This window comes from Bradyrhizobium sp. dw_78, assembly GCF_018449525.1.
In the GTDB taxonomy this organism is placed as follows: Bacteria; Pseudomonadota; Alphaproteobacteria; order Rhizobiales; family Xanthobacteraceae; genus Bradyrhizobium.
In genome coordinates this window covers 220,437-245,009 of the sequence record NZ_JAAVUS010000008.1, presented here as the reverse complement: position 1 = coordinate 245,009, position 24,573 = coordinate 220,437, and the positions used below count along the sequence as shown (strand labels likewise).

Sequence of the window (24,573 nt, the reverse complement as noted above, 5' to 3'; positions counted from 1 at the left end):
CAACCCCGGCGCCTATGATCACGATCCGCATCAGACGTTGCCCCGATCCTGTGAAGCGACCACCGCGATCAGGCCGCCGCCGTCGGGCCCCTGATGCTCGGCGCCGCCAGAAACGAAAATCCGGCCGTCGCCGATCACGCCGGCCACCAGTCCCGCGACCGCGCCGCGAATATGGCGCTGTGCGTTGATATCGGTATCGTCAAGCATGGTATGCCTCTGCCCGCGGATCCTGCCGCGGCGGTCGGGTTCGCATTTCACCAGCACGCTCGCGATTCTGGTCGCGGCGGCCGCGGCGACTTGCGGATTGGCCGATATCCCGAGATCGGCGAGCACATCGACGACGGCGCCGATATCCAGCGCGTCGATCATCGGACGGTGCGCGATCCGGAGCCGACCTGCCCAATGCGGGCTGTTGCCGAGCACGACGACCTCATTGCTCTCGACCTCGACGCCGGAAGAGATGCTGGCGCGCGGCGACTGGAGGGTGAAATCGCCGAGCAGCGATGCGTCGTCAAAATCATCCGGCTTGATTTCACCCAGCGCCAGCGCGACGCCGAACGCGCCCGCCGCGCGGGCATAGGCCATCGACTTGCCGGGATCGCTGGTCAGCGGCGCCTTGCCCGCGGCGATCGCCGCCGCCGCGCGGGCCACCGTGACGCAGGGGCATTTGACCTGGACGAAATGGACGTCCTCCAGCCGTTCGATCCCGGCATTGGCGACCGCCTGGCGCACCGCTGCCGCGACGCTGTCGACATGCGCGCGCCGCCCGACGATTTCCGCCGCGACCGGCGCGCTGAAGGCGGTGCCGACGGCGAGCGCTAAATCATGGACCGGCGCGGCTTCGCTCTCGGAGACACAAAACACGCTGTAATGCGGGCTCATGACGCCTTCGGTGCCGCCGGACAGCACGCAGGGGATTTCGTGCAGCAATTGCGCCGCCGGTCTGTTCAAATGCGTCGACAGCAGCGCCATCAAGGTCTGGGTGAAATAGCCGCGGGTAAAATCGTTGACGCCGCCATTGCCCTCGGTCTTGCCAATGATGGCGGCGATTTCGGCGGCGCGGACGGTTCCGTCCGCGATCAGGCCTTCGAGTTCGGACAGGTCGCCGGGATGCGCCATCGACAATCTGAAAACGCGCGCCGTCCTCATGGCTCCTCCCTCGCTCCCCGCGTCAGCTCGAACACGCGACTCGGGCTCAGCGGAATTTCCAGAAGCTCGACCTTCCTTTGCTTGAGCTGCAAGGCGTCCTCGATCGCCTGCGCGAACAACGGGCCGACCGGGATCGCGCCCGCCTCGCCGGCGCCCTTGATCCCTAGCGGGTTGAGCGGCGACGGCGTCGTGGTATGCGCAAGTTCCATGCGCGGCACTTCGAGCGCGGTCGGCAGCAGATAATCCGCCAGCGAGGCGTTCAGGAGCTGCCCCTGATCGTCGAACGATAATTTTTCGTAGAACGCGTTGCCGATCCCCTGCGCGACGCCGCCGTGGATCTGGCCTTCCAGGATCATCGGATTGATGACCGTGCCGCAATCATGCACCACGACATATTTGAGGATCTTCACGTCGAAGGTCAGGGGATCGACCTCGACCATGATGGCGTGAACGCCGTTCGCCGTCGCCCCGCTCGGCGGTCCGAAATATTGCGTCGATTCCAGCCCTGGCTCGGTGCCGGGCTTGACCGCGCCGCGCATCGGGTTGGCGCGCTGGGCGAGTTCGCCGAGGCGGATGAATTTCTCGGGGATGCCGACGATCGAGACCTTGCCGTCGGCGATCACCAGATCATCCTCCGAACATTCGAAGGCGTCGCTGGCGAGCTTCAGGGCTTTCTGCCGCACCACGCGCGAGGCTTCGTTGACGGCGTTGCCAGCGACGACCGCGCCGCGGCTGGCAAAGGTGCCGGCGCCCCAATAGAACTGATCGGTATCGCCGGTGACGACGTCGACGTCGGTGACATCGACACCGAGCTGGTCAGCGGCGATCTGGGCGAAGCTCGTGAAATGGCCCTGGCCCTGCGTGCCGATGCCGGTCGCCACGCTCACCTTGCCGTTGGCCTGAACCTGGACCTTGGCGCCTTCGTAAGGCCCGATGCCGGTGCCCTCGACATAGCAGGCGACACCGATGCCGACGCAGCGGCCCAATGCGCGTGCCTCCGCCTGCCCGCCGCCGACGAAGTCGGCATAGCCGATCACCTCCAGCGCCTTGTCGAGCACCGGCTCGTAATTGCCGCTGTCATATTCGAGCGGCTGAAAATCCTGGTAGATGATCTCGTTCTTGTACGGAAACGCATCGGCCGGAATCAGGTTGCGGCGCCTGATCTCCGCGGGATCGATCTGCAATTCATGCGCGGCCAGATCGAGCAAGCGCTCGATCACGAACACCCCGTGCTGGCGGCCCGCACCGCGATAGGGCGTCACGATCGGCAGATTGGTGAACACCGCCGTGAAGGTGGAATCATAGGCTGGCACGACGTAAGGGCCGAGCAGCGTACACTGGCTGTTGATCGGGACGGTAAGGCCATAGGGATCGTAGGCGCCGCCGTCATGCAGGAAAACATCCTTGATGCCGAGGATGCGGCCATCGCCGGTGATCGCCATTTCCGCGTCGTGAATCTGGCCGCGTTCATGGGTGGTTGCGAAGAAATGCTCAAGCCGGTCCTCGATCCATTTCACCGGGCGGTTGAGCCGCATCGAGATCCACGGCAGCGCCACTTCTTCGGGATAGAACATCATGATCTTCGGCCCGAAGCCGCCGCCGACAAAGGGCGCGATGACACGGACCTGGCGCTCGCTCAGACCGAGCACGCCGGCGAGCCCGTTGCGAACGAATACCGGCGCTTGGGTCGTGTCCCAGATCGTCATCTGACTGGCGCGCGCGTCCCATTGCGCCACCACGCCGCGGGTTTCGATCGTCGACGATATGCCATGCTCGTAGCGGAAGCGGCGCTTGAGAATCCGGTCGGCGCGGGCCGCGGCGACGCGATAATCGCCCCGGCTCTGATGCACATGCGCCGAAACATTGGAGTCGAGATCGTCGTGTACGAGGACCGACGCTTGGCTCAACGCCTGCTCGATATCGACCACCGCGGGCAGCACTTCCATGTCCACCACCACGTCGTCGAGCGCGTCTTCAGCGAGATAGCGGCTTTCGGCGACGATGATCGCCAGCGGCTCACCGACATGGCGGATCTTGTCCTTGGCGAGCGGCACCTGGGTTCGCAGGTTGAAGACGATTCCGGCAATCGGCGGCGGGGGAACCAGCAGCGGCCCCGGCTGCCAATAGGCGCCGAGGTCGTGAGCGGTGTAGGCCGCCACGACGCCGGGGCGTTTCAGGGCCGCCGAGACGTCCACGCTTTTGAGGCGGGCGTGGGCCACCTGGCTGCGCAGGAACGCGACATGCAGCATTCCCGGCAGTTCGACATCATCGATGAACAACGCCTGCCCGGTCAGCAATCGGCGGTCTTCGTTACGTTTGACCGGAGCGCCGAAATACCGCGTCGTCATGGCGCCACACCCCGCATGGCCGCGGCCGCCGCCAGCACGGCGTCGACGATATTCTGATAGCCGGTGCAGCGGCAGAGATTGCCCGACAGCGCCTCCCGCACATCGTCTTCCGACGGTGATTTGTTTTCCTCCAGAAACGCCGTCACCGTCATCAGGATGCCGGGCGTACAGTAGCCGCATTGCAGGCCGTGATGGTCGTGCATCGCCGTTTGCAGCGGGCTCAGCGCGCCATCATCGGTTGCGAGGCCCTCGATGGTCGTGAGTTCATGCCCATCGGCCTGAACCGCAAGCATCAGGCAGGAGCGAACCGCAATCCCGTCGAGCAGAACCGTGCAGGCGCCGCACACGCCATGTTCGCAGCCGACATGCGTGCCGGCCAGCCGCAATTCGTGACGCAGGAAATCACTCAGCAGCAGGCGGGCGTCGGCCGTGCTACGGTAGGCCATGCCGTTGACCGTGACCGCGATCTCGTGTCGGTCAGGCGTCATGGCCGGTCCGCCGATGCGCTGTCATCAGAGCGCGCTTGGCCAGCACGCCGGCGATATGCCGCTGATAATCCGGGCTGGCGTGGACATTGCCGGCCGGCTCGATCACCTCCTGGACACCCGCGATCACGTCATCGATCGCCGCGCCGGTGCAGCGTTCTCCAACCAGAGCGCTGACGGCCTGACTGGCGTCGACCGGCGTCTCGCCGACGCCGCACAGCGCAAGCCGGACCGCCGCACAGCGCCCCTCTTGATCCAGCGTGACCATCGCCGCCACGCCGGCCAATGCGAAATCGCCGCGCCGCCGCGCGACCTCCATGAACGAGGTCCCGGTACGCGGCGCCAGCGGAGGAAATGTAACGCCGACCAGCATCTCGTCGGCCTCGATATCGGTCGTCAGCAATCCCTGGAAAAATTGCGCAGCCACCACCTCACGTTCACGCGCTGAAGATTTGATCCGCATTCGCGCCTGCATCGCCACCGCCAGCGCCGGGAGTTCGGAAGCCGGGTCGGCATGCGAAAGATTGCCGCCGATCGTTCCGCGATTGCGGATTTGCGGATGCGCGATATGCGGCAACGCGTCGGCGAACAGCGGACAGGCCGCCAGGAAGTCGCGGTTGCGCTCGAGATTGCGGTAACGGGTCAGTGCGCCGACGCGGATGTCGTTACCTTCCGGCCAGTCGACGCCGGCCAGATCTGAAAGGCGGTTGATGTCGATTAGCACCGAAGGCCGCGACAGCCGGAAATTCATCGCCGGAATCAGGCTCTGCCCGCCCGCGAGGAAGCGGGCGTCGTCGCCATATTCTGCTTTCAGGGAAAGCGCATGATCGAGTGACGAAGCTGCGATGTATTTGAAAGGAGCAGGCTTCATAAATGCTCGGTTCGAAGGGACAGCGCCCACGCTTTTGCGGCAACGACATTGAAAGTATCTGTCGCCGAACACGGCAAGTCAAAAGCAGGCGGGCAAATTGAACGGGCGAACTGCATGGAAATACAGCGAATCCCTGCTCATAATTCTGTCGGCGTGCGCAAACATTGAGCGAGGCAGAACTAACAACCTTTGCCGCAATCCCATCATGGCATCGCCGATGCTGGACATGTCGGCCCGCTATCCGGGGCTGAAAGCCGGGAACGACGGTCCCTCTCCGCAACAGGCCCGTTTAAGTCCCGGACCGACGCGGCGGGACATGTGAGCTGGCGCACAGTCATGTCGGCCATCCCGGTCTATGTTCCAAGCGGGATGGGCACAACCCAAGGAGAAGCGAAATGGCTCACGTCATATTATTTGAAAAGCCCTTCTTTCATGGCAATCACAAGCATGTCTTCCGGGCCGAAGCCAACCTCAATGCCTCCGACGACGACTCCATGAACGACAAGACGCAGTCGATCGTCGTCCTTGAAGGCGAGTGGCAATTCTTCAGGGACTGGAATTTCGAGCAGCCATCCTATCTCGGTACGCTCGGCCCCGGACTCTATACGCAGCTCGGGCAGTATCTGGGCGGTAACGCGATCAACAGCATTTCGTCGCTGCAACCCATCGACACCGCCTTAGCGAAACCTGCGGGTCACGTTTCGACCGCGCCAGGCAGGCTGGTCTCATCGAAGCTGTAACGGACGCTAGACGATCCGATTACGCCGCGTATAGTCGCGCGACCACGGCAACATGTCCCGCCACGAACGTATCCCGTTACGAAAGCGGCGGGACATGTTGCCCACCTGCCGCACATCAATGACCACATCAGCGGACTCGCGACCGGCCGTTCGACAGTTCGACAATTGTATGTTCTATTTCCATGATGCGCCGCAGCCATCGAATGCATATCACGTTGACGGTCGCCGTTTCGGCGACGCTGTTTGCTGTTTCGAACGCTTGCGCCCGCATCGATCAGGCCTGCCTCTCCAAGGCTGCGGGCGCGCTGCCGCACATCACCGGCCTCGCGGTCAAGGGATCCCGGACTCGTCCCGTCCCGGCAGCGGTCCTGGCGACGTGGAAGGGCCAGGCGCGACCGATCATCGTGGACATCGATGTCGTGACGGAAGGTGAACAAGAAACCTATTCGTACCTGTGCGTGATGACGCAAGGATCGGCGTTCGTGCAGAGAACAATGAACTAGGTACAGGCCAGCCGCTGGTTACGGCCGCCTTGTGCCGGCCGCGCGAACGAACCACCGCACTCCTCATCCGTAGCATCGCCCATCCATGGTTTTCAAACGGACTCTTGGAGACTTTTCGCTATTCGGAGCATAATCCAGCCGACTGAATGTCGCCTAACGCCATTCGATCGCTATAATATGTGCGATACGGTAGCTTTAACGAAAAGAAAACGGGTGAAATAATGCGGCAGCATATTGTTGGCGGACTGGTGCTGCAACCGGATGACGGACCGGGTCGGTCTTGCGACCTCGTTGTCGAAGACGGCCGGATCAAGGATATCGTTCCGCCCCAAACGCCGGTCGCGGACGCATGCCGGGTCGATGCGACAGAGCGCCTGATCATGCCGGGCCTGGTTAACGCGCATACCCACGGACAGATGAGTTTATCCAGGGGAATGAACGAGAACTGGAATTTGGAGCTTCTGCTAAACGCGTTTCCTTGGCTCGGCGGACGGCGCAACCCCGAGATTCATTATGTCGCGGCGCTACTGAGTGCAGCCGAACTCGTACGCAAGGGTTGTACGGCGGCCTACGATCTCTTCAGCGAATTCCCGGCTCCCACCCGCGAAGGCGTTGAAGCGGTCGCGCGAGCCTACAACGATATCGGAATGAGGGCTGTGATCGCGCCGATGATGGCCGATCGTTCATTCTATCAATCGATACCGGGTCTACTTGAAGTAATGCCAGAACCGGTTCGAAAGGAGGCGGACGGCATCCGCTTTGCCTCACATCAAGAATCGATCGCACGCTGCCGCAGCATCCTACAGAACTGGGCTTTCGATCGAACTTTGATCAGGCCCGCGCTTGCGCCAACGATACCCCACCACTGCACGGACGAATTCCTGATCGCTTGCCGCGATCTTGCCAACGACTATGAGATCGGCCTGCAAATGCATGTTGCCGAATCGCGGATGCAGTCCATCGTTGCGCCGCGGGTCCACAATTCAACAGCGGTATCGCATCTGGCCAAACTTGGACTTCTATCCCCGAAATTTACCGCCGCTCACGGTGTATGGCTGGATGACAATGATATGAGCCTTCTCGCCGAACATGGCTGCTCCGTGTCGCATAATCCGACCAGCAATTTACGGCTTGGCTCCGGTGTCGCGCGGGTCCGACGCATGCTCACAGCGGGCATCAATGTTGCGATCGGTACCGATGCGGCCGTGACCTCCGATACGTTGAATCTGTTTGAGGCGATTCGGCTCGCGGCCTTGGTCTCGCGACTGTCGGAACGGAGCAACCAGCTTTGGCTGTCAGCCCGAGAGGCTCTGCATGCCGGCACTGTCGGGGGCGCCAAGGCGCTTGGCTTTGGCAGCGACATCGGCGCCATCAAGGTTGGCGCCATGGCTGACCTGGTTTTCCTCGATCTCAGCTCAGGTCCGCTCGTGCCCCTGGGCAATCCGGTCAACCAAATCGTTTACGGGGAAGACGGCAGCGCGATTAAAGGTGTGATGGTTGCCGGGAAGATGCTCTACGAGAATGGAAAGCATCTTACCATCGACTATCCCAATCTGGTTCAGCGCGCGCGATCGCTGGCTGAAGATTTGATTGGAACAACAGCCTCCTTGAAGACAATGATCGAACGCTTTCAGCCGATCGTTGGCCAGTATTGCAGCGGATTGGTTGCGGACGCGCCAGCGTTCGAACCTCACGTTCACTAATCAAGCTCTATCCTTGCACATCATCCCAGAGATTCGGCTCTGATTGAGCTAAGAGCCGAATCTCTGGATTCTTGTTTTGGCGCATCTTCTTCACGCGAACCGGTATCCACTTCGCTCAAAATGCTCCAAGCGCAACCGGAGTCGTGCTTAGGCGTAGAACCTCGCGGCGATGAGCGTCCGGAAGTCACGCAGCGCCGCCGCCCGATCAATGGGAAGGAGGACGTATCGTCGAAAGATCGACGCTACCCAGGTTCTTCGGGGTCACCGCAACGACAGGGATCACGAGATCTTTTGTATCGAGCTTCTGCGCCTTGATGAGCTTGTCCGCCATGTCGACGGACTTTCGTCCGACTTCCACCACTTGCAGCGCGACCACGTAATCCATGCAGCCCGCCTTCATAAGTTCTTCGGTTGTATCGCCTAACACGGCGGTCAACACTTTCACTTTACCGCAAGAGCCGTTCGCTTGAACCGCCTTTGCGGCTCCAACGCCAACGGTATCGTCGGCTCCATAAAGAACCTGCACCGCCGGAAAGCGTTGCAGGATATCGGTGGCAATCGAAAGACCGACTGCCGCGTCTGGTTCACTGGCTTGCTCGGCCACAATCTGGATCTTGGTACCTGCGATTTGCTCCTTAAAGCAGCGCCAGCGCTCCGTGGCCCAGAATCCGGCGGCGGGCCCGACCAGCGCGGCGAGTTGACCGCCGTTCGGCAGCAGCGCCTTGGCTCCCTCAGCCAGCGCCTTACCGATTTCGCAGTGACTTGGCGAGACCGACCCGTCGGTGCCGGCAAAAGGCATGCCCGCGCCGACCACGGGGACGTGGTCTGCTTTTGCCTCGGCTAAAACGCCTGCGAATGAAGTGGGATCAGCGGGATTGAGCAAAATCGCCTTCACCTTCTGAGCCATCAGATTTTCAACATCGCTGACTTGCTTGTCGACCTTGCCGTAACCGCCAGCGTCGAGAACGACCAAGTCATAGCCCAGCTTCTTTGCCTCATCCGTCATTCCGTAGATTTGCGCCGTGAAGAAAGGCCCCTGAGCCAGAGGCAGGCTGGCGCCAAGCTTGTCGGCGGCCAAGGTCGGGGACGCTCCGATGAACAGTGCAATTGCCATTGCTGCAGCCGTTCGCAAAACCTTTGGTGTCATTGATTAACTCCTTCCTGGTGCATACGTAAAAACGAGTCGAATTCCCTAGACCCTTGCGACAAACCGCTGATCGAAGGTTACGGCAACGATCAGCGTGGCTCCCACGACCATCATTTGCGTGTACGAGCTCACGTTCAACAGGTTCAGTCCGTTTGACAGAATGCTGACGAACGCAACACCAACGGCAACCTGGAAAACCGAGCCGCGACCTCCAAACAGCGACACGCCGCCGAGAACGACGGCCGCAACCGACTCGAGCGGCAACGAACCGCCAAGCGAAGGTTGGCCGGACCCCACGCGCGCACTTAGAATGATTGCCCCAACCGCAGCGCAAGCGGAACACATTGCATATGCCGTAATGATAACGGCAGAAACGTTAAGGCCGGAAAGGATCGCTGCCAGCCGGTTGCCGCCGACAGCATACATGTAACGGCCAAGCCGCAAGTAGCGCAGAAAGAGAAAGGCTAGAACGAGAACCGTTACTGATACGATCAAGGGTATCGGCACGCCGCCGATCCTGGAATAGGCGAGTAACGTAAACTCCGGCGGCAAGCCTGTAACGGGAGTTCCTCCGCTGAGCGACAATGCCAGGCCAGAGAGCACCGACATCATTGCCAATGTCGCGATGAAGGGGAAGACGCGAAACCACGTAATCAAAATGCCATTGATGACGCCGATCGCAACGCCGGTCGCTATTCCGCAAAGGATACCGGCCGCGACACCGAAATGATTGATCGCGAGAGCCGTGATGACGCTGACCAGCGCCACTGTTGCGCCCACCGACAGATCCAGTCCCGAAGTCAAAATGACGATCATTTGGCCGCAGGAGACGGCAGCCAGCGCTGCAGCCTGCAGACCGACATTCCGAAGATTTTGCGCGGTCAAAAACAGGTCGGATTTGATTGAAAAAAAGAGGACAAGGGCAACGAGCGCGATGGGAAGGCCGGCGCTCTGAAGCCACGGAAGCAACCGCCCGGACAACGTCCTTTCTTGAGGGGTCTGTGCGGCAGCGCCGGATTGCGGCATATCAATACGACCTTCGGCGCTCATGCCACTTCCGCCGCTTCATTCGTCGTCAAGCTGGAAAGGTGAGCCGCAAACGCCGCCTTCAACAGCTTCCGTTCATCGAACTCGTCAGCGGTCATTTCGGCCGTCATCCGTCCCCCGGATATCACGATGATGCGATGCGCGACATGCATCACCTCGGACAATTCCGACGATACCAGGAGTACGGCCGCGCCATCCTGGGCGGCCTGCTGGATGGTTCTGTAGACCTCGGCCTTGGCCCCAATGTCGATGCCACGCGTTGGCTCATCGAAGATTATGATGCGCGGATTTCCGAGCAGCCATTTGCCGATCACTACCTTCTGCTGATTGCCACCGGACAGGCCGACGACCGGTATGTCGAGCGATCCCCGGATCTGAAGCTTTTGCCGAACCCTGTCCGATAGCGCGCGAATTCGGGCGCGGCGGACGAAGATGCTCGACCTCCCCTCGGAGGCGGCGGTCATCACGAGGTTCTCGCGCCCGCTCAATTGCCCGATAAGACCTTCGCCTTTGCGATCTTCCGAGACAAACGCCATACCCGCTCGAACGGCTTCTCTCGGCGATCGGAACGCCACCGGCTTGCCGTCGATCTCGATCGTGCCACCGAGCGGCCTGTCCAAGCCAAAAATCGCACGCATGATCTCGGTACGGCCTGCACCAACGAGGCCCGCGAAGCCCAGGATCTCACCGCGGCGTAAATCGAAGGAAATACCCTCGAAGGAGGGAGGCCGGCTCAAATTTTTGACGCAAAGAACAGTTGGCCCGGACGACGGAATGCGCGGCGGATAGAATGTATCCATCGAACGGCCGATCATGAGTTCGATAAGACGTTCGCTTGTGACATCTTGCGCGGGCAACGTCGTTATTCCACGACCGCCCCTCAGGACAGTGACACGATCGGAAATCTGAAGCACTTCCTCCAGATGGTGAGACACGAAAAGGATTGCTTTTCCTTCGGTCCGAAGCTGCCGAATAACATCCAGTAGCGCGCTCGTCTCCCGTGGAGACAAGGAAGCTGTTGGTTCATCCATGATGAAGAATTGTGCGTCCAGAGCTATGGCGCGCGCGATCTCGACGAGTTGGCGCTCAGCGATAGACAGACTTCCGGCGCGACGTTGCGGAGCGATCGCGCCGCCTCCCAATCTTCGAAGAACACGAACAGCGATCTGATTTGCGCGCTGCCGGGAAAGAGTGAGCCGAAACGGATCAAAGCCGGGTTCTGCGCCGAGCACGATGTTCTCGGCCACGGTCAGTTCGGGAACGATGGCCAGTTCCTGAAAAATGGTAACTACACCATCTTTTCGTGAATCGGCCGGCGAGGAGTAGCTGCGTAGCGCGCCGTCAAAATGCACACTACCGCGATCCGGCTTGAGTCCGCCTGAAAGAATTCTGATCAGCGTGGATTTGCCGGCGCCGTTTTCTCCGACCAGCCCATGCACTTCACCTCGCCGAATGACCAGATCTACGTCAGCCAGCGCGTCGACTCCGCCGAAGCGCTTTGAAATCCCAATGGCCGAAAGGCCTGTCGCAGGCGGCGGAACTCTCCCATTTTCGCGCGAGGGACCGCTGGTCATGGCAGCTTCTGCAGCCACTTCGTGACCACAGCGGTGACGGCATCGCTACGACCCCTGTAATAGTGGTCGCAATCGGGAATGATGCGGATGTCGCATGGGCCAGCCGCGGCCGCTTTGAACTCCTCCGCAGGATACTGGCTCGGCACTTCCTCGTCGCCGCGCACATAAAGGACCGGACAAGTGATGCGGCTTGCATTGGCGATGACATCCGGCATGTTGCTGATGCGGTCCAGGTAAGTCTCCGCCGTAATCACATGCCACCAGCCGGGCATGACCATGAGCGTATTTCCACGCCCTTCGTTGACAAGCCTTAGGGCCTCCGCCTTGAACGCAAGGTGCCCATCCTCGGTCATCATGCCATTGCCACGCGTACCGGCGCGTAACGCTTCGTCGATCTTTCCGCCGCGGTGCGCTGAAAGCAGAACCAGCGCGGGAGTTTCCGGATGATCGCAGACGTGCTGCGTCGCCAACATGCCGCCATTGCTGTGTCCAATCACGATCGGATTGGGATGACCACGCTGGGCCAGCCATGCTGCAGCTATGCGATTATCCTCGATATCGCGCGCAACCAATTGGAACGCGCCACCGACTGCAGCCCGGCTGTCATAGGTAGCTAGAATATCGTGCGAGCGCCGGTTGAAGGCCAGGCAGACGAAGCCAAGGGAAGTCAGCGCGGGCGGCAAGAATCGCAGCATGCCGCTGTAGAAATTCATGACGTTGCCGTGAAACAGCAGAACGGCGCCCCGTACCGGCTGATTGTCTGGCTGGTACAGAGCTCCATCAAGGGGCGCTGTGTCAGTCTCAATTGATATCAGTTCGGTTCGCATAGAACTCGTGACAACGCCATTTGGGCCGCGGCTAAGTACAGTTCAAATTGCGGAAGGATCTTCGCCGATAGCGCGACACTGGAATACGCAGCGAGGTGAGTCAAACCATAATGTATACAAATTTGCGTATTGCCCAGGCAGACTACGCGCAAAGAGAAGGCAAGGAGAGTATTGCATCGGCATATTTTATGATTTTTCTTGCGTCGCGGCGGCCGAGCGGTTGCTGGTGCAGGCTATAATGTATACACCTTTTGCCACAACCCTCGGATGGCCGGTGAATGAACCAACGACTCGCGAATACGTCGCTCGCTCAATCGACTCGATCAGATTCAATTTTCGAAAAGCTCCGTGATGCGGTCCTGAACGGGCAGTTCGCGCCAGGTGAACGACTTCAGGAGGTCCGGCTAACGGAGCAGCTCGGAGCTTCTCGCACCCCGGTTCGCGCCGCCCTCCAGAAACTCGCCTCGGACGGATTGCTCGATTATGTTCCTAACCACGGATACCGAATGCGGGAGTTCTCGGTAGCCGAGATCGTTTACGCCTTTGAAGTTCGGGCCGTTCTGGAAGGACTTGCTGCACGGCTGGCTGCGGAACGTGGCTTGTCCGCGGAGCATCAGACTGCCCTGGAGCAGTCGCTTTGTGACGGCGACCGACTTTTGGCTGCCGGCGTGTTGGTGCAACAGGACCGGGTTCTCTATAGCGCGATCAATGCCGCCTTCCACGAAACCATTCATGCTGCAGCCGGCTCTCGCATGCTGCGGGATATGGTGCGCCTGTGCCGGCAAGTACCGATCTCCTCGCCGCGCATCATTGTGGAGTTTGAACACCGCGACGTGCGGCGGCGCCATGATGACCATCAGCGGGTGTTCGAGGCGATTGTCGGCCGGGAGCCGTGGCGCGCTGAAATGCTCATGCGCGATCACGTCATCTACTTGAAATCGGCAATGATCCGATCGCTTCCTTTGCGAGGTCTCACCAGGACGCTCGAGGCGTCGGCTGGGTGAGGTGTAATTCCGGACAGAGCCGATTCTAACAAGGCTCACATCCGCGACGGCTCACAAGCACCGACGGATCGGTTTAATTGTATCCAGCGACGTCTTCACTCGTCTGAAAGCTGACATTGTTTCATAAACCTGCCGGATCGAGGTCGATAACGGCCCGCCTGCCCGACTGAAGAGCTTACCATGGACAGAAGTCCCAAGCATCGCCGGAGCAACTCCCAAGCGCATCCTCCTAAACGCATCCCTGGAACAGATCACTTCGCCCATAACTTATTCCACGTCCCAGACGCGGCGACGTCGACGACGAAAATCAAGCCAGTTCGATATCAAGCCAACCAAGATCGTTTACTGTGATGCGATCGCCCGAATTGATCACCACCGTCGTGGTCTCGGCTTCCACGATGGCAGGGCCGTCGAACGAATGACCTACCTGCAAGGCGTCTACCGAATAAACCGGCACGTCCAGCCATTCGCCGAAGAAAGCCTTTCGGGTCTTGGCAGGACGGCAGACAGAGGCGGACGACGCAGCCTTGGCGGCGTGTACGCTGCCCTGCGGCACGGCGCCGATCGCGGCGACACGCGCATTGACAAACACGACTTCCTGATCGCGCGACTCGTAGGTGTAGAGGTCTTTATGGCGGCGATGAAAGCGGTCTTCGATCTGATCGACGATCGAATCCGCCGTCCAGTCGAGGTCGTTCAGCGACACGTCGATCTCGAAGATCTGTTCGCCGTAGCGCATCTCGGCGGACCGCTCGACCGTGACGGCGCCATCGAACCAGGCCTTCAACCGGCCGGTGGCCTGCTGCTCCAGCTCGGTGAAGATGGTTCGCACCTCTTCGGGCGAAATCCGGGGCGCTGCACCAAAATGAGTCCGGCTGACTTCGTAGCGCAGATCGCTGGTCAGCATGCCCCACGCGGAGAGAACCGATGCGGCGGTCGGCACGATGATGCGCTTGATCTCCAGCTCGCGCGCGACCTCGGCCGCATGCAGCCCCGCCGCGCCGCCGAAGCTCAGCAGCGCATATCGCCGCGGATCAACGCCGCGGCGTAGCGTCGTCAACCGGATGCCGTCCGCCATCCTCAGATTGACCATCCGGTAAATGCCGGCGGCGGCCTCTTGGCGCGGCAGACCGAGCGACAGCGCCAGTCGATCGATCACGGCTTCAGCCGCCGCGCGATCGAGCGGGCGCTGTCCGCCCATGAACGCCGCCGCGTCGAGATAGCCGAGAATGACATTGGCGTCGGTGACGGTAGCCGCTTCGCCGCCATTGCCGTAGCAAGCCGGCCCGGGCACGGAGCCCGCGCTCTCGGGACCGACGCGAAAAGTCCCGCCGGCGTCAACGCTGGCGATCGATCCGCCGCCGGCCGCGATACTGGCGATGTCGAGGCTGCGTAGCGCGATGCGCTGCTCGGCTAGTCCGCCATCCGCCGACAACGACGCACGGCCATCGGTGATCAGCGAGATGTCGGTGCTGGTGCCGCCCATGTCGAACGGCACCAGATCCGGGATGCCGAGAAGATCGGCGCAGCGCCGACATGCAGAGATACCGCCGGCAGGGCCGGACAACACCGTACCCGCCGCAAGCCGGGAGGCTTCCTCGACCGGCGCCATGCCGCCATGGGACAGGATGATGAACAGGCTGCTCTTCAACCCGGCGTCCTTGAGACGCGCCTCCAGGTTGGTGAGATAGAGTCGCACCGCCGGCCCGACATAGGCGTTGACGATGGTGGTCGAGACCCGCTCATATTCCTTGATCTGCGGCAGCACGTCGCTCGATCGCGACAGGCTGACGCCCGGCAGTTCACGCGCCAGACGCTCGACCGCGGCGATCTCATGGGCGGGATTGCGGTAGGAATGCAGGAAGCAGACCGCGACCGACGTTGCGCCGGAATTGCGAATGGCGGCGATGGCTTCGCCGAGCGAGTCCGCGTCGAGCGGAATCAGCACATCGCCATTCGGCCGGATGCGCTCACGCACGCCAAAGCGCAGTTCACGCGGCACCAGAGGCTCGGGCGGCGGCGAACGCAAATCGTAGCGGTCGCCCTTGAGCCCCTCGCGCATTTCGATGATGTCGCGGTGACCCTGCGTCGTCAGCAACGCCACCTTCGCGCCCTTGCGCTCCAGCAAGGCATTGGTCGCTACCGTGGTGCCGTGGACCAGCCGGTCGGTCAGGCCGAGCATCTCGGCGCGCGTCAGTTCAAGGCGGCGCGCCAGTTCGTCCAACCCGGCCATCACGCCGATCGACTGATCCGCGGGCGTCGATGGGGATTTCGCAAAAACCACACGTCCCGCCTGATCGATCGCGACCAGATCCGTGTAGGTCCCGCCGACATCAACTCCAATCGTAAACATCGTCAGGATACCCGCTCTGTCGTTAGGCTCTCTGTGACAAGCCCTTGTTTCAAGTCGCGCTGACGCGCCTGTTGCGATCGCAGCTCAGGTGGCCCCCACCCGCCGCCGCCGGACGAACGAACCTCGAAACAGTCGCCGGGCAGCACTTCGATGCCGACTTCCTTGGTGCGCAACACGCGCGGCGGCCGATTGGCGGAGATCAGGCGGTAGTGATGCGGCGCGCCGTCCTCGCCGCCGAGCATGCCGCAGGCGCCGTGGCGTGCGCCGTCGCCGGCGGTGTTCGCCAGCGCGGGCTTGGCGGTTTCGACCACCAGGTCGAGCGCGACGCCAAGGCCGCCGCGGAATCGCCCGTTGCCGCCGGAGTCGGCGCGAAATTCGTGATGCCGGAAATGCAGCGGAAAGCGCGCCTCGGCCACCTCGATGCTGCCGAACTTGATGCCGCCGACCGTGTGCCATTCGCCGATCGACGACCAGCCATCGCCGCCGGATGAAGCGCCGCCGCCGGGGCGCGCCTGAAACATGTGCCAGATGAAACCACGGCCGGTGCGCGGGTCTTCGCCCTGGATCGCGATCCGGAAGCGCCGGCTCCATCCAGCCATCGCGCGCTCGGGGCAGGACGCCGACAGCGCCTTGACGATCGCCTCGACGATTTCATTGGAGGGATGACTGGTGCAGAGCGTCACCGGGCGACCGGGATCGGCCCAGACGATGGTGCCCTGCTTCGCGACCACGGTGAGCGGCCGCAGCGCCCCGGCATTCTTGGGGATGTCGGCATCGATCAGATAAGCGAACGCCATCACCACCGCGGCCTGCATGTTGGCATGCGAGGAATTGACGAAGCTGGTGGACTGGGGATCGGAGTCCGACAGGTCGATCTCGATATTGCTGCCATTCTTGGTGACCTTCGCCGCGATCCTGATGTCGGTGCGGCCGTGACCGTCGTCATCCAGAAAAGCCTCGCCGTGGAAAACGCCGTCCTTCCAGGTCGAGACGACCGCCCTGGTCCGTTGCTCGGCGGCATCGAGGATGGTCTCGACCGCGGCCTCCACAACCGGCGCGCCGAATTCAGCGAACAATCGCGACAGCCGGCGTTCGCCCAGATGCGCCGCACCGACCATCGCCGCCAGATCGCCCCGGAAGTCACGCGGGTTGCGCACATTCAGCGCCAGCAGATCGAGCAGATCCTCGCGCAACCTACCGCCCTCATAGAGCCGGATCGGCGGGACGCGCAGGCCCTCCTGCCAGATGTCGGTGGCGCCCGGATTGTAGGCGCCATAGGTCGCGCCGCCGATGTCGCTCTGATGCGCGCGCACGATGGTCCAGTACAGCCGCCGCTCGCCGTCGAAGATCGGCACGAAGGCCGTGAGATCGGGCAGATGGCTGCCGCCATGATAGGGATCGTTGAGCAGGATGACGTCGCCGGGACGCACATCGCTGAATCGCTCCTCGACGGCGCGCGTCGCCCAGGGCAGCGCGCCGACGTGAACCGGGATGTGATCGGCCTGCGCGATCAGGCGCCCGCTGGGGTCGCAGATCCCGAGCGAGAAGTCGCGGCTGGAGTTCAGAATCTGCGAATAGGAAGTGCGAAGCATCGCTTCGCCCATTTCCGTCACGATCGAACTCAGGCGATGCTGAACGACGGAGCGTGTGATGGGATCTATCTTGTGGGACATCGCGGACCTGCTTGAAAAGATTGAACGCCAGTCGATTCCACGGTGGAAAGGCCAGTCTGTTGAAGTCTTGAACGGCTGTTGATCAGGCCAGCGCAGACACATCCGCCAGCGCGCCCGAGGCCGCGGCCACGATCGCATCGACGTCGGCATCGGTCATCGGCATCGACAGCGCCATCAGTCCGTACCCCGCCGCCAGCACACCGCGGTTGAGCAAGCCCCTGTTGAAGACCGACTGACGCCTGGTTTCCTGTTCGGTCATGTAGGCCGACCGGTAGTCGCGGATCGGTCGGTCGGCGAAATGGATTTTCAGAAGCGACCCGAGCCCGACGGTGCCGCCAGCCACCTCGCTTTTGCGGAATGCGTCGTTGATACCCCCGCGAACCGCATCTCCGATCACATCAAGCCGCGCGAAGGCGGCAGCATCGAGCAATTTCATCGCCGCAAGGCCGGCGCGCATGGTGACGGGGTTGGCCGAGAACGTGCCGCCATGCGGCAGCGCGGGCTTGCCGGAACTGGGATCGAACACCGCCATGAATTCCCTGGCACCGCCGATGGCACCGACCGGAAAACCGCCGCCCATGATCTTGCCGAGCGTGGTGAGGTCGGGCTCGATACCCCAGATACCCTGGGCGCCGTGATAGCCGAGGCGAAAGGTGATGACTTCGTCGAAGATCAGCAGCGCGCCGATCTCGCGGGTCACCTGGCGCAACGCAGCCAGATAAGCTTTGTCGGCGGGAACCAGTCCGGCGCGGTTCGGCATCGGATCGACCAGCACGCAAGCCAGTTCGCTGCCGTGCTCGCGGATCAGGCTGACGGCGGCCTCGATGTCATTGAACGGAATGGTGACAACGTCGGCCAGCACGTTGTCCGGGGTCCCCTTGGCATAGGCTACCGAGACCGGCGCGTTGCCGCCCCATGCTTCCGGTGTCGGATCGAGGCTGACTTCGGCATAGTCATAGGAGCCGTGATAGGCACCTTCGCATTTCGCGATTTTCGGACGGCCGGTAAACGCGCGGGCGGCCTTCAACGCCATCATCACGGCCTCGGTGCCCGAATTGGCGAACCGGACCTGATCCACCGACGGCAAGCGTGACACCAGCAATTCGGAAAGATCGAGTTCGGATTCGGTCGGCAGGCCGAATGCCGATCCCAGCGACAGCTGCCGCGTGGCGGCTTCAATCAACACCGGATGGGCATGGCCGTGAATCAGCGAGGTGAAATTGTTGATGCAGTCGATATATTCATTGCCGTCCACATCCCAGACGCGGCAGCCCTCGCCGCGCGCGGCGTAGATCGGGAATGGCTTCATGAACACGGTGGTGCGGGTATTGCCGCCCGGCAGAGTATTCAATGCACGGTCATAGAGTGCGCGCGAATGCGGGTTTGAATCGGGATACATGTCGTCTCCTTGCGTGATGTTTCAGCGGCCCAGATAGGCCTCGCGCACGCGCGCATTTTGTTTGAGTTCGCTGGCAGGCCCTTCCAGCACGATACGGCCGGTCTCCAGCACATAGGCGCGGTCGGCGACGGCAAGAGCCAGCACCGTGTTCTGTTCCACCACCAGAATGGTCAGACCCGACTCGCTGATCAGCTTGACGCGCTCGTACACTTCTTCGGCGAGCCGCGGCGCCAGACCGAGCGAAGGCTCATCGAGCAGAAGCAACCGTGGACGCGCCATCAAGGCGCGGCCGATGGCCAGCATCTGCTGTTCGCCGCCGGACAGCGACCAGCCGAGTTGCCGTCGCCGCTCTTTCAGCCGCGGAAACAGGTCGAAGACGCGATCGAGATCGCCGGCAATGGACTCCCGCCACCTGCGCCAGTTGACGGTGGCGAGCGATAGATTTTCTTCCACCGTCAATCCCGGGAAAATCCGGCGGCCTTCCGGGGCCTGCGCAATACCCAGCGCAACACGCCGGTCGGTGGACAGTTTGGAGATCGACGCGCCGTCATACAGGATGTCGCCGGACATCGCGGGGTTGAGACCGGAGATCGTATGCAGCAACGTGGTCTTGCCGGCGCCATTGGCGCCGATCAGCGCGACGGTCTCGCCGGCATGGACCGACAGCGTGACGCCTTGCAAGGCGACGATATCGTCATGCGCAACGACCAGATTGTTACACGCCAGCATGGACGTAACCCTCGCCGAGATAGGCCGACAGCACGGCAGGATTGGTCTGGATTTCGGACGGCGTTCCCTCCGCGATATTGCAACCGAAGTTCAGCACGAAGATGCGCTCGGCGAGGCGCATCACCATCCCCATATTGTGCTCGATCAGAACCACCGCGAGTTCGCGTTTGGCGCGGAGATCGGAAAGCCGGTCGACCAATTGATCGACCTCGCCGGAATTCAGCCCCGCCGCCGGCTCGTCGAGCAATAGGATACGTGGCCCGCAGGCCAGGGCGCGCGCCAGCTCCACCATCCGGCGCCGCCCATAGGAGAGCGAGCCGATGGCGGCGTTCGCCTCGGCCACCAGCCCCGTCTGCTCGAGGATCGCCATGGCGGCGTCGCGCAGCGCCGCCTCGCCGAGGTCGCGGCGGATCGCGGCGCCGATCATGACATTCTCCAGGACGGTCAGTCTGGCGAAGGTTCGTCCATGCTGGAATGTCCTGCCGAGGCCGGCGCGAATTCGCTTGTAGGTCGCCGCCCGCGTCATCACTCGGCCGTCGAGCAGCACCTGCCCGCCATCCGGCATGACCAGCCCGGTCAGCACGTTGAGAAGCGTCGATTTGCCGGCACCATTCGGGCCGATGATCGCAACGAACTGGCCTTTCGCAACCGTCAGGTCGATATCCGACAGCGCCGCCAACCCGCCATAGCGCTTGCTGATGCCGCGGGCTTCAAGGACATTCATGAGCCGACCTCCGGAACGCGGACCGGCGCCGGTGCGGCCGGCCTCCTGGGCGGCCTTCGCGCGAGCCGTCCGAGGCCGACGATGCCGGTGGGCAGAAACACCAGGATGGCCAGCACCAGAACACCGAAGAACACCAGATAGGCGGAGCCGAGAAACCGCAGCCACTCCGGAAGAAACGTCAGCAGAACCGAGCCGAAGATCGCACCGACGATGGAGCTTTCGCCGCCGACGATCAGCATCGCGAGATAAGTGATCGAATGCGCGTAGGTAAAATCCTCGGGCGCCACGAACCGCGTGTGGCAGGCGAACAGGCAGCCGGCGATGGCGGCGTAGATCGCCGACAGCACGAAAGCGGAAATCTTCACCACCGTCGTGTCGACACCGGTCATCCTGGCAGCGGTCTCATCGTCGCGCACCGCGATCATTGCACGCCCGTAACGCGAGGCATGCAGGATCGAGGCGACCATCGCCGCCACGGCGAGCACCACGAGCCCGAGCCACAGAAACTGGCGCTCTCCGGGCAGCGCCTGGCCGGCGATGTGCAGTTCGGGAATGCGCGCGATCCCGTTGGTGCCGCCGGTGAGACTGATCCAGTTCGACGCAACGATATAGAAGGAAACGTTCAGCCCGAGCGTCGCCAGTGCCAGATAATGTCCCTTCAGGCGCAACAGCGGAAACCCGATCACGGCGGCCAATACAGCCGTGGCCGCGATCGCCATCGGCATCGCCAGCCACGGCGACCAGCCGTAGCGGGTGGTCAGGATCGCCACCCCATAGGCCCCCATGCCGACGAACGCGGCATGGCCGAGCGAGATCAGGCCGGCATAGCCGAACGCGAAATTGAGGCCGATCACCGCGATCGCGGAAATCACCGACAGGTTCATCAGCCGCAGATGATATTCCGGCAGCACGAAGGAGAGCAAAGCGCCGACGGCCAGAATAGCCGCGGCAAGCGCCAGGGGCGTGCGCATCGCCACCGGATCAACCCCTGTCCTGAATTTTCTCGCCGAACACGCCTTGCGGACGCACCAGCAGAAAAACGATCATGATGCCGAACGAGATCAGATCCTTGTAGGCCGAGGAGATGTAGGACGCGCCGAGGACCTCGCTCAGGCCGACAAACAGGCCGCCGACGATTGCGCCCGGCAAGCTTCCGAATCCGCCGATGATGGTCGCGGCGAACGCCTTGAGGGCAATCGGATCGCCCATGCTGACATCGGCAAACCACATCGGCCCGAGCATGAGGCCTGCGACGCCGGCCAGCAGCGCGGCGAGAATCCAGGACAGCGCCAGCAACCGGTTGACCTTGAGCCCCATGAGCCGCGCAGCCTGGATGTCCTGCGCCACCGCCCGCATGCCGACGCCAACGGTGGTCTTGTTGAACAGCAGCCAAAGGCCCGCCACCATGATCGCCGTGACGCCGACGACCCCTAAGGCGTGAGTCGAGATGATGGCGCCTCCGAGCGCCAGCGTCCTGCCCTCGACCGGCGACGGCAAACGGAACGGCCACGAGCCGAAAGTGAGAAGCGCGGCATTCTGCATCGTGATGCCGATCGCCACGGTGCCGATGATGATCGTCACCACCGAACTTTTACGAAGCGGCAGATAGACGACGAGGAAAAACAACGCGCCGAACAAGGCCATCACCGCGAGCGCCGCACTGTAGGCAAGCGGCGCGGGCAACTGCGCGTCGACCAGCATCGCGACGCCGGCGAAGGTGCCGACCATGACGAACTGACCGGCGGCGAAGTTCACGACCCCGGTCGCAGAATAGACGATGACGAAACCGATCGCGGCAAGCGCGTAGACGCTGCCGATCGCCAGTCCGCTGACAAGAAGCTGGATGAAATCCGCCATGGTTTCCGCTGGTTCTTCGATCCGCGAGCGGACATCCGCTCGCGGAAGCCGTCGCTTAAGCCGACCGGATCAGTTCAGACTGACGGTCTGGATGAACTCCAGGATCTTGGTGCCGGACTTGGCCTTCACGACCGAGAGATCACGCACGCCGTTTCCCTTGGCATCGTAGCTGTAGACATGGCCGATGCCGCGCCAGTCCTTGACCGCGGCAAGCCAGTCGCGCAACGCCTTCGGATCGGTGCCGACCTTGCGCATGCCTTCGGCCATCAGCAGCGCGCCATCGTAATAAGCGAGCCCATATGGATCGGGATCGGTCCCGAACTTCGCCTTGAAGCGCTCGACGTAATCCTGCATGCGGCCGCCGACGCTCGAATCCATGAAAGTATCGACGACGCCCCACACGCCTTCCAGATCGGCCGGGGACAGCAGTTGCAACGCGGCCGGCACCAGCGCCGCCGAGGAGGTTACCAGCGGCATCTTGAAGCCAAGCAATTTCGCCTGACGAAGCACCAGGGCGCCGTCCTGCGGATAATTGAAGATAAGAATGACATCGGCGTCCTTGCCGCGCAGGCTCAACAGCTGGGCGGAAAAGTCCTTGTCGTTCTGGCCATAGGCCTCCATGCCGACGACCGGAATGCCGGCGGCATCGAAGCGCTTGGCAGCCGTCTGCGCCCCGCCTTGGCCGAAATCGTTCTGAATGTAGAGGATGCCCGGCTTCTTCGCCTTGAGCACCTCCATCGCGCATTGTACCATGCCCGCGGCCGAAACACTGTCGGATGGGCGAATCCGGAACATCCATTCGTTGCCGCCATCCGCCACGGCGTCCGCGCCGCCGGCATACATCGCCGGGATCTGCACTTTGCTCAGTTCCGGCGCGATGGCGAGGTTCTGCGTCGAGTAGCTCGACAGGAAGAAGAAAGCCGGCTTGGTTTCCTGCGCGAGTTTCACGAAGGCGTTGACCGCGGTACCGTTCGAGGCCTGCGTATCCTCGAACACGATCTTGATGTTGCGCCCGTTGATGCCGCCCGCCTTGTTGATGTCTTCTTCAGCCATCGTCAGCGAATTGAAATACTGCTTGCCGGTGAGGGACAACGGCCCCGTGATGGGGACGGTCGCGCCGATCAGGATCGGGTCCGCCTGCTGCGCGCGGGCCGAACCGATAAAGGGCAGCGCTGTCGCCGCCAGCATCGACTTCAAGAAATCCTTTCTCGTCATCCTCATGTCGTGTCCCCTCTTCCAAGGCCTCCGGCTCGATCCTGTCGCGCCGCCAGGTTGCGGTACGGCCTTGACATTCGTTCCGTTTTCCGGAACATAATTCCGGAATATGAAACCGTAATATCTGACCCAATATCAGTCAAGCCGCAGAAAACGGCAGCCGCGCTCAATAATCGGTCAGAATCCAAGGGATCGCATGACGACAGACGACGCTTCGCCCGGCCCGCTGGCCCGTTACATCGACGTGCTGGAAGTGGTCGCGGCGTTTTCCGGCTCGTTGACCCTTGCCGACGTGTCGTCGATTCTGGAGCTTCCGAAGACCACGGCCCATCGGCTGCTCAAGGGGCTGGTACGCTCCGGCCTTGCCGCGGAAGGAGAAGGCGGCCGCACCTATCATGTCGGGGATCGGCTCACCCGCCTGCTTTATGCCAGCGCCGACGAAGGCTGGCTTGCGTCGCTCGCAGGTCCGCATTTGCGGGCATTGACCGAGGCTTCGACGGAGACATGCTATCTGGCCAAACTTGTCGGGTCGCGTGTCGTCGTTGCGATCTCATACTCGCCCGACGTGCGGTGGCGCGGCTACGTGCAGCCGGGAATCGAGATGCCCGTCAATGCCGCGGCGACCGGCAAGGCCATCATGGCCTTTCAAAGCAAGGCTCTTATTGCGGAAGCCCTGTCGCAGGAACTGCCGAAGCCCACTGTTAACTCACGCAACAATCGCAAATGGATCGAACAGGAATTCGCCAAGGTACGGAAGCTTGGTTATGCAACCTGTATTGGCGAAATCGACGAAGGGTTGGCGGCCATCTCCGTCCCAGTCACCCTTCCGGGAGGCGTCGTGCTGCATTCGGTGGGCATGACAGGCCCGCTGGAGAGGATCATGAACAAACAACTACCGGGGCGGCTCACCGCGTTGAGCGAAACAGCGGCAGCCCTGGCCAAGGTTTTATCGCTCGGCGCCAAGATCAAGGCCCGCAATATTTAGTCCAACACTATCGGACAGCCGATGGTTAGCATCCGCATTCATGAGTTCGGGATTAATCGAGGGGCGGCCGATGGCGCTATAGATCGGCTTCGCCTGCGCGCTATGGTATTTCGAATTTGTCGGGACCAAGAGGTTCCCGCCTTTCACTTCCACTTCCACTCTGACATCCACGACGCATGCGCGCATCGATTGATGCCGCTTTTGCGCTGCATCAATGCGTTTGCCGCCTGCGCTCCGTAG

General features: G+C 62.0%; 21 protein-coding genes. 5 read left to right on the top strand and 16 right to left on the bottom strand.

Translation table 11 applies throughout. The features are described 5' to 3' along the window. Positions 1-30 precede the first annotated feature (30 nt). The 4 genes from HB630_RS21050 to HB630_RS21035 are packed head-to-tail and all read right to left on the bottom strand — an operon-like array spanning position 31 to position 4,853. Entirely contained in the window at positions 31-1,149 is a 1,119-nt protein-coding gene (locus HB630_RS21050; protein ID WP_213774271.1) for a ring-opening amidohydrolase, read from the bottom strand. Beyond that, entirely contained in the window at positions 1,146-3,497 is a 2,352-nt protein-coding gene (locus HB630_RS21045; RefSeq protein ID WP_213774269.1) for a xanthine dehydrogenase family protein molybdopterin-binding subunit, read from the bottom strand. Before HB630_RS21045 ends, HB630_RS21050 begins: the two co-directional genes overlap by 4 nt. Continuing rightward, entirely contained in the window at positions 3,494-3,985 is a 492-nt protein-coding gene (locus HB630_RS21040; RefSeq protein ID WP_213774267.1) for a (2Fe-2S)-binding protein, read from the bottom strand. The genes HB630_RS21045 and HB630_RS21040 overlap by 4 nt, the downstream gene beginning before the upstream one ends. Next, on the bottom strand, positions 3,975-4,853 hold the full coding sequence (locus tag HB630_RS21035; RefSeq protein ID WP_213774265.1) for a xanthine dehydrogenase family protein subunit M: 879 nt from the start codon (positions 4,851-4,853) through the stop codon (positions 3,975-3,977). The genes HB630_RS21040 and HB630_RS21035 overlap by 11 nt, the downstream gene beginning before the upstream one ends. A gap of 395 nt (positions 4,854-5,248) precedes the next feature. Between HB630_RS21035 and HB630_RS21030 the strand changes: the two genes are divergently transcribed. The 3 genes from HB630_RS21030 (at position 5,249) to HB630_RS21020 (ending at position 7,799) form a co-directional block, all read left to right on the top strand. Continuing rightward, the gene (locus HB630_RS21030) at positions 5,249-5,593 is read left to right on the top strand and encodes a beta/gamma crystallin-related protein (RefSeq protein WP_213774264.1); all 345 of its coding nucleotides are present in this window, start codon (positions 5,249-5,251) and stop codon (positions 5,591-5,593) included. A gap of 182 nt (positions 5,594-5,775) precedes the next feature. Continuing rightward, on the top strand, positions 5,776-6,096 hold the full coding sequence (locus HB630_RS21025) for a hypothetical protein (RefSeq protein WP_213774262.1): 321 nt from the start codon (positions 5,776-5,778) through the stop codon (positions 6,094-6,096). Positions 6,097-6,317: 221 nt separating this feature from the next. Beyond that, the gene (locus HB630_RS21020; protein WP_213774261.1) at positions 6,318-7,799 is read left to right on the top strand and encodes an amidohydrolase; all 1,482 of its coding nucleotides are present in this window, start codon (positions 6,318-6,320) and stop codon (positions 7,797-7,799) included. Between the two features lie 205 nt (positions 7,800-8,004). Here HB630_RS21020 and HB630_RS21015 read toward each other — a convergent pair whose 3' ends face one another. From HB630_RS21015 to HB630_RS21000, 4 genes are read right to left on the bottom strand one after another with little or no spacing between them, the layout of a single operon-like run. Continuing rightward, positions 8,005-8,946, bottom strand: coding sequence for a substrate-binding domain-containing protein (locus HB630_RS21015; protein ID WP_213774259.1), 942 nt, complete (start codon positions 8,944-8,946; stop codon positions 8,005-8,007). Between the two features lie 45 nt (positions 8,947-8,991). Beyond that, positions 8,992-9,996 carry an ABC transporter permease gene (locus HB630_RS21010; protein WP_213774257.1) on the bottom strand — a complete coding sequence of 335 codons (1,005 nt, stop codon included), beginning with the start codon at positions 9,994-9,996 and terminating at the stop codon, positions 8,992-8,994. Beyond that, positions 9,993-11,567, bottom strand: coding sequence for a sugar ABC transporter ATP-binding protein (locus tag HB630_RS21005; RefSeq protein WP_213774255.1), 1,575 nt, complete (start codon positions 11,565-11,567; stop codon positions 9,993-9,995). Before HB630_RS21005 ends, HB630_RS21010 begins: the two co-directional genes overlap by 4 nt. Next, complete coding sequence (locus HB630_RS21000; RefSeq protein WP_276571619.1) at positions 11,564-12,394, bottom strand: alpha/beta hydrolase; 831 nt, start codon at positions 12,392-12,394, stop codon at positions 11,564-11,566. Before HB630_RS21000 ends, HB630_RS21005 begins: the two co-directional genes overlap by 4 nt. A 278-nt stretch (positions 12,395-12,672) precedes the next feature. On the opposite strand from HB630_RS21000, the gene HB630_RS20995 reads away from it, so the two are divergent. Further along, entirely contained in the window at positions 12,673-13,398 is a 726-nt protein-coding gene (locus HB630_RS20995) for a GntR family transcriptional regulator (RefSeq protein WP_213774251.1), read from the top strand. Between the two features lie 307 nt (positions 13,399-13,705). Here HB630_RS20995 and HB630_RS20990 read toward each other — a convergent pair whose 3' ends face one another. The 8 genes from HB630_RS20990 to HB630_RS20955 all read right to left on the bottom strand — a co-directional run bounded on the left by HB630_RS20990 (position 13,706) and on the right by HB630_RS20955 (position 23,354). Then, entirely contained in the window at positions 13,706-15,751 is a 2,046-nt protein-coding gene (locus tag HB630_RS20990) for a hydantoinase/oxoprolinase family protein (protein ID WP_213774249.1), read from the bottom strand. Between the two features lie 2 nt (positions 15,752-15,753). Further along, complete coding sequence (locus HB630_RS20985; RefSeq protein ID WP_213774247.1) at positions 15,754-17,424, bottom strand: hydantoinase B/oxoprolinase family protein; 1,671 nt, start codon at positions 17,422-17,424, stop codon at positions 15,754-15,756. Positions 17,425-17,506: 82 nt separating this feature from the next. Then, complete coding sequence (locus HB630_RS20980; protein WP_213774245.1) at positions 17,507-18,823, bottom strand: aspartate aminotransferase family protein; 1,317 nt, start codon at positions 18,821-18,823, stop codon at positions 17,507-17,509. Positions 18,824-18,844: 21 nt separating this feature from the next. Further along, positions 18,845-19,552 carry an ABC transporter ATP-binding protein gene (locus HB630_RS20975; RefSeq protein WP_213774243.1) on the bottom strand — a complete coding sequence of 236 codons (708 nt, stop codon included), beginning with the start codon at positions 19,550-19,552 and terminating at the stop codon, positions 18,845-18,847. Further along, positions 19,539-20,276: an ABC transporter ATP-binding protein gene (locus HB630_RS20970; protein ID WP_213774241.1), complete on the bottom strand. Its 738-nt coding sequence runs from the start codon at positions 20,274-20,276 to the stop codon at positions 19,539-19,541. The genes HB630_RS20975 and HB630_RS20970 overlap by 14 nt, the downstream gene beginning before the upstream one ends. After that, complete coding sequence (locus HB630_RS20965; RefSeq protein WP_213774239.1) at positions 20,273-21,247, bottom strand: branched-chain amino acid ABC transporter permease; 975 nt, start codon at positions 21,245-21,247, stop codon at positions 20,273-20,275. Before HB630_RS20965 ends, HB630_RS20970 begins: the two co-directional genes overlap by 4 nt. Before the next feature lie 10 nt (positions 21,248-21,257). Beyond that, positions 21,258-22,133: a branched-chain amino acid ABC transporter permease gene (locus HB630_RS20960; protein ID WP_213774238.1), complete on the bottom strand. Its 876-nt coding sequence runs from the start codon at positions 22,131-22,133 to the stop codon at positions 21,258-21,260. Positions 22,134-22,202: 69 nt separating this feature from the next. After that, complete coding sequence (locus HB630_RS20955) at positions 22,203-23,354, bottom strand: ABC transporter substrate-binding protein (RefSeq protein ID WP_213774236.1); 1,152 nt, start codon at positions 23,352-23,354, stop codon at positions 22,203-22,205. A 190-nt stretch (positions 23,355-23,544) separates the two neighbouring features. On the opposite strand from HB630_RS20955, the gene HB630_RS20950 reads away from it, so the two are divergent. Continuing rightward, complete coding sequence (locus HB630_RS20950; RefSeq protein ID WP_213774234.1) at positions 23,545-24,333, top strand: IclR family transcriptional regulator; 789 nt, start codon at positions 23,545-23,547, stop codon at positions 24,331-24,333. Positions 24,334-24,573 lie beyond the last annotated feature (240 nt).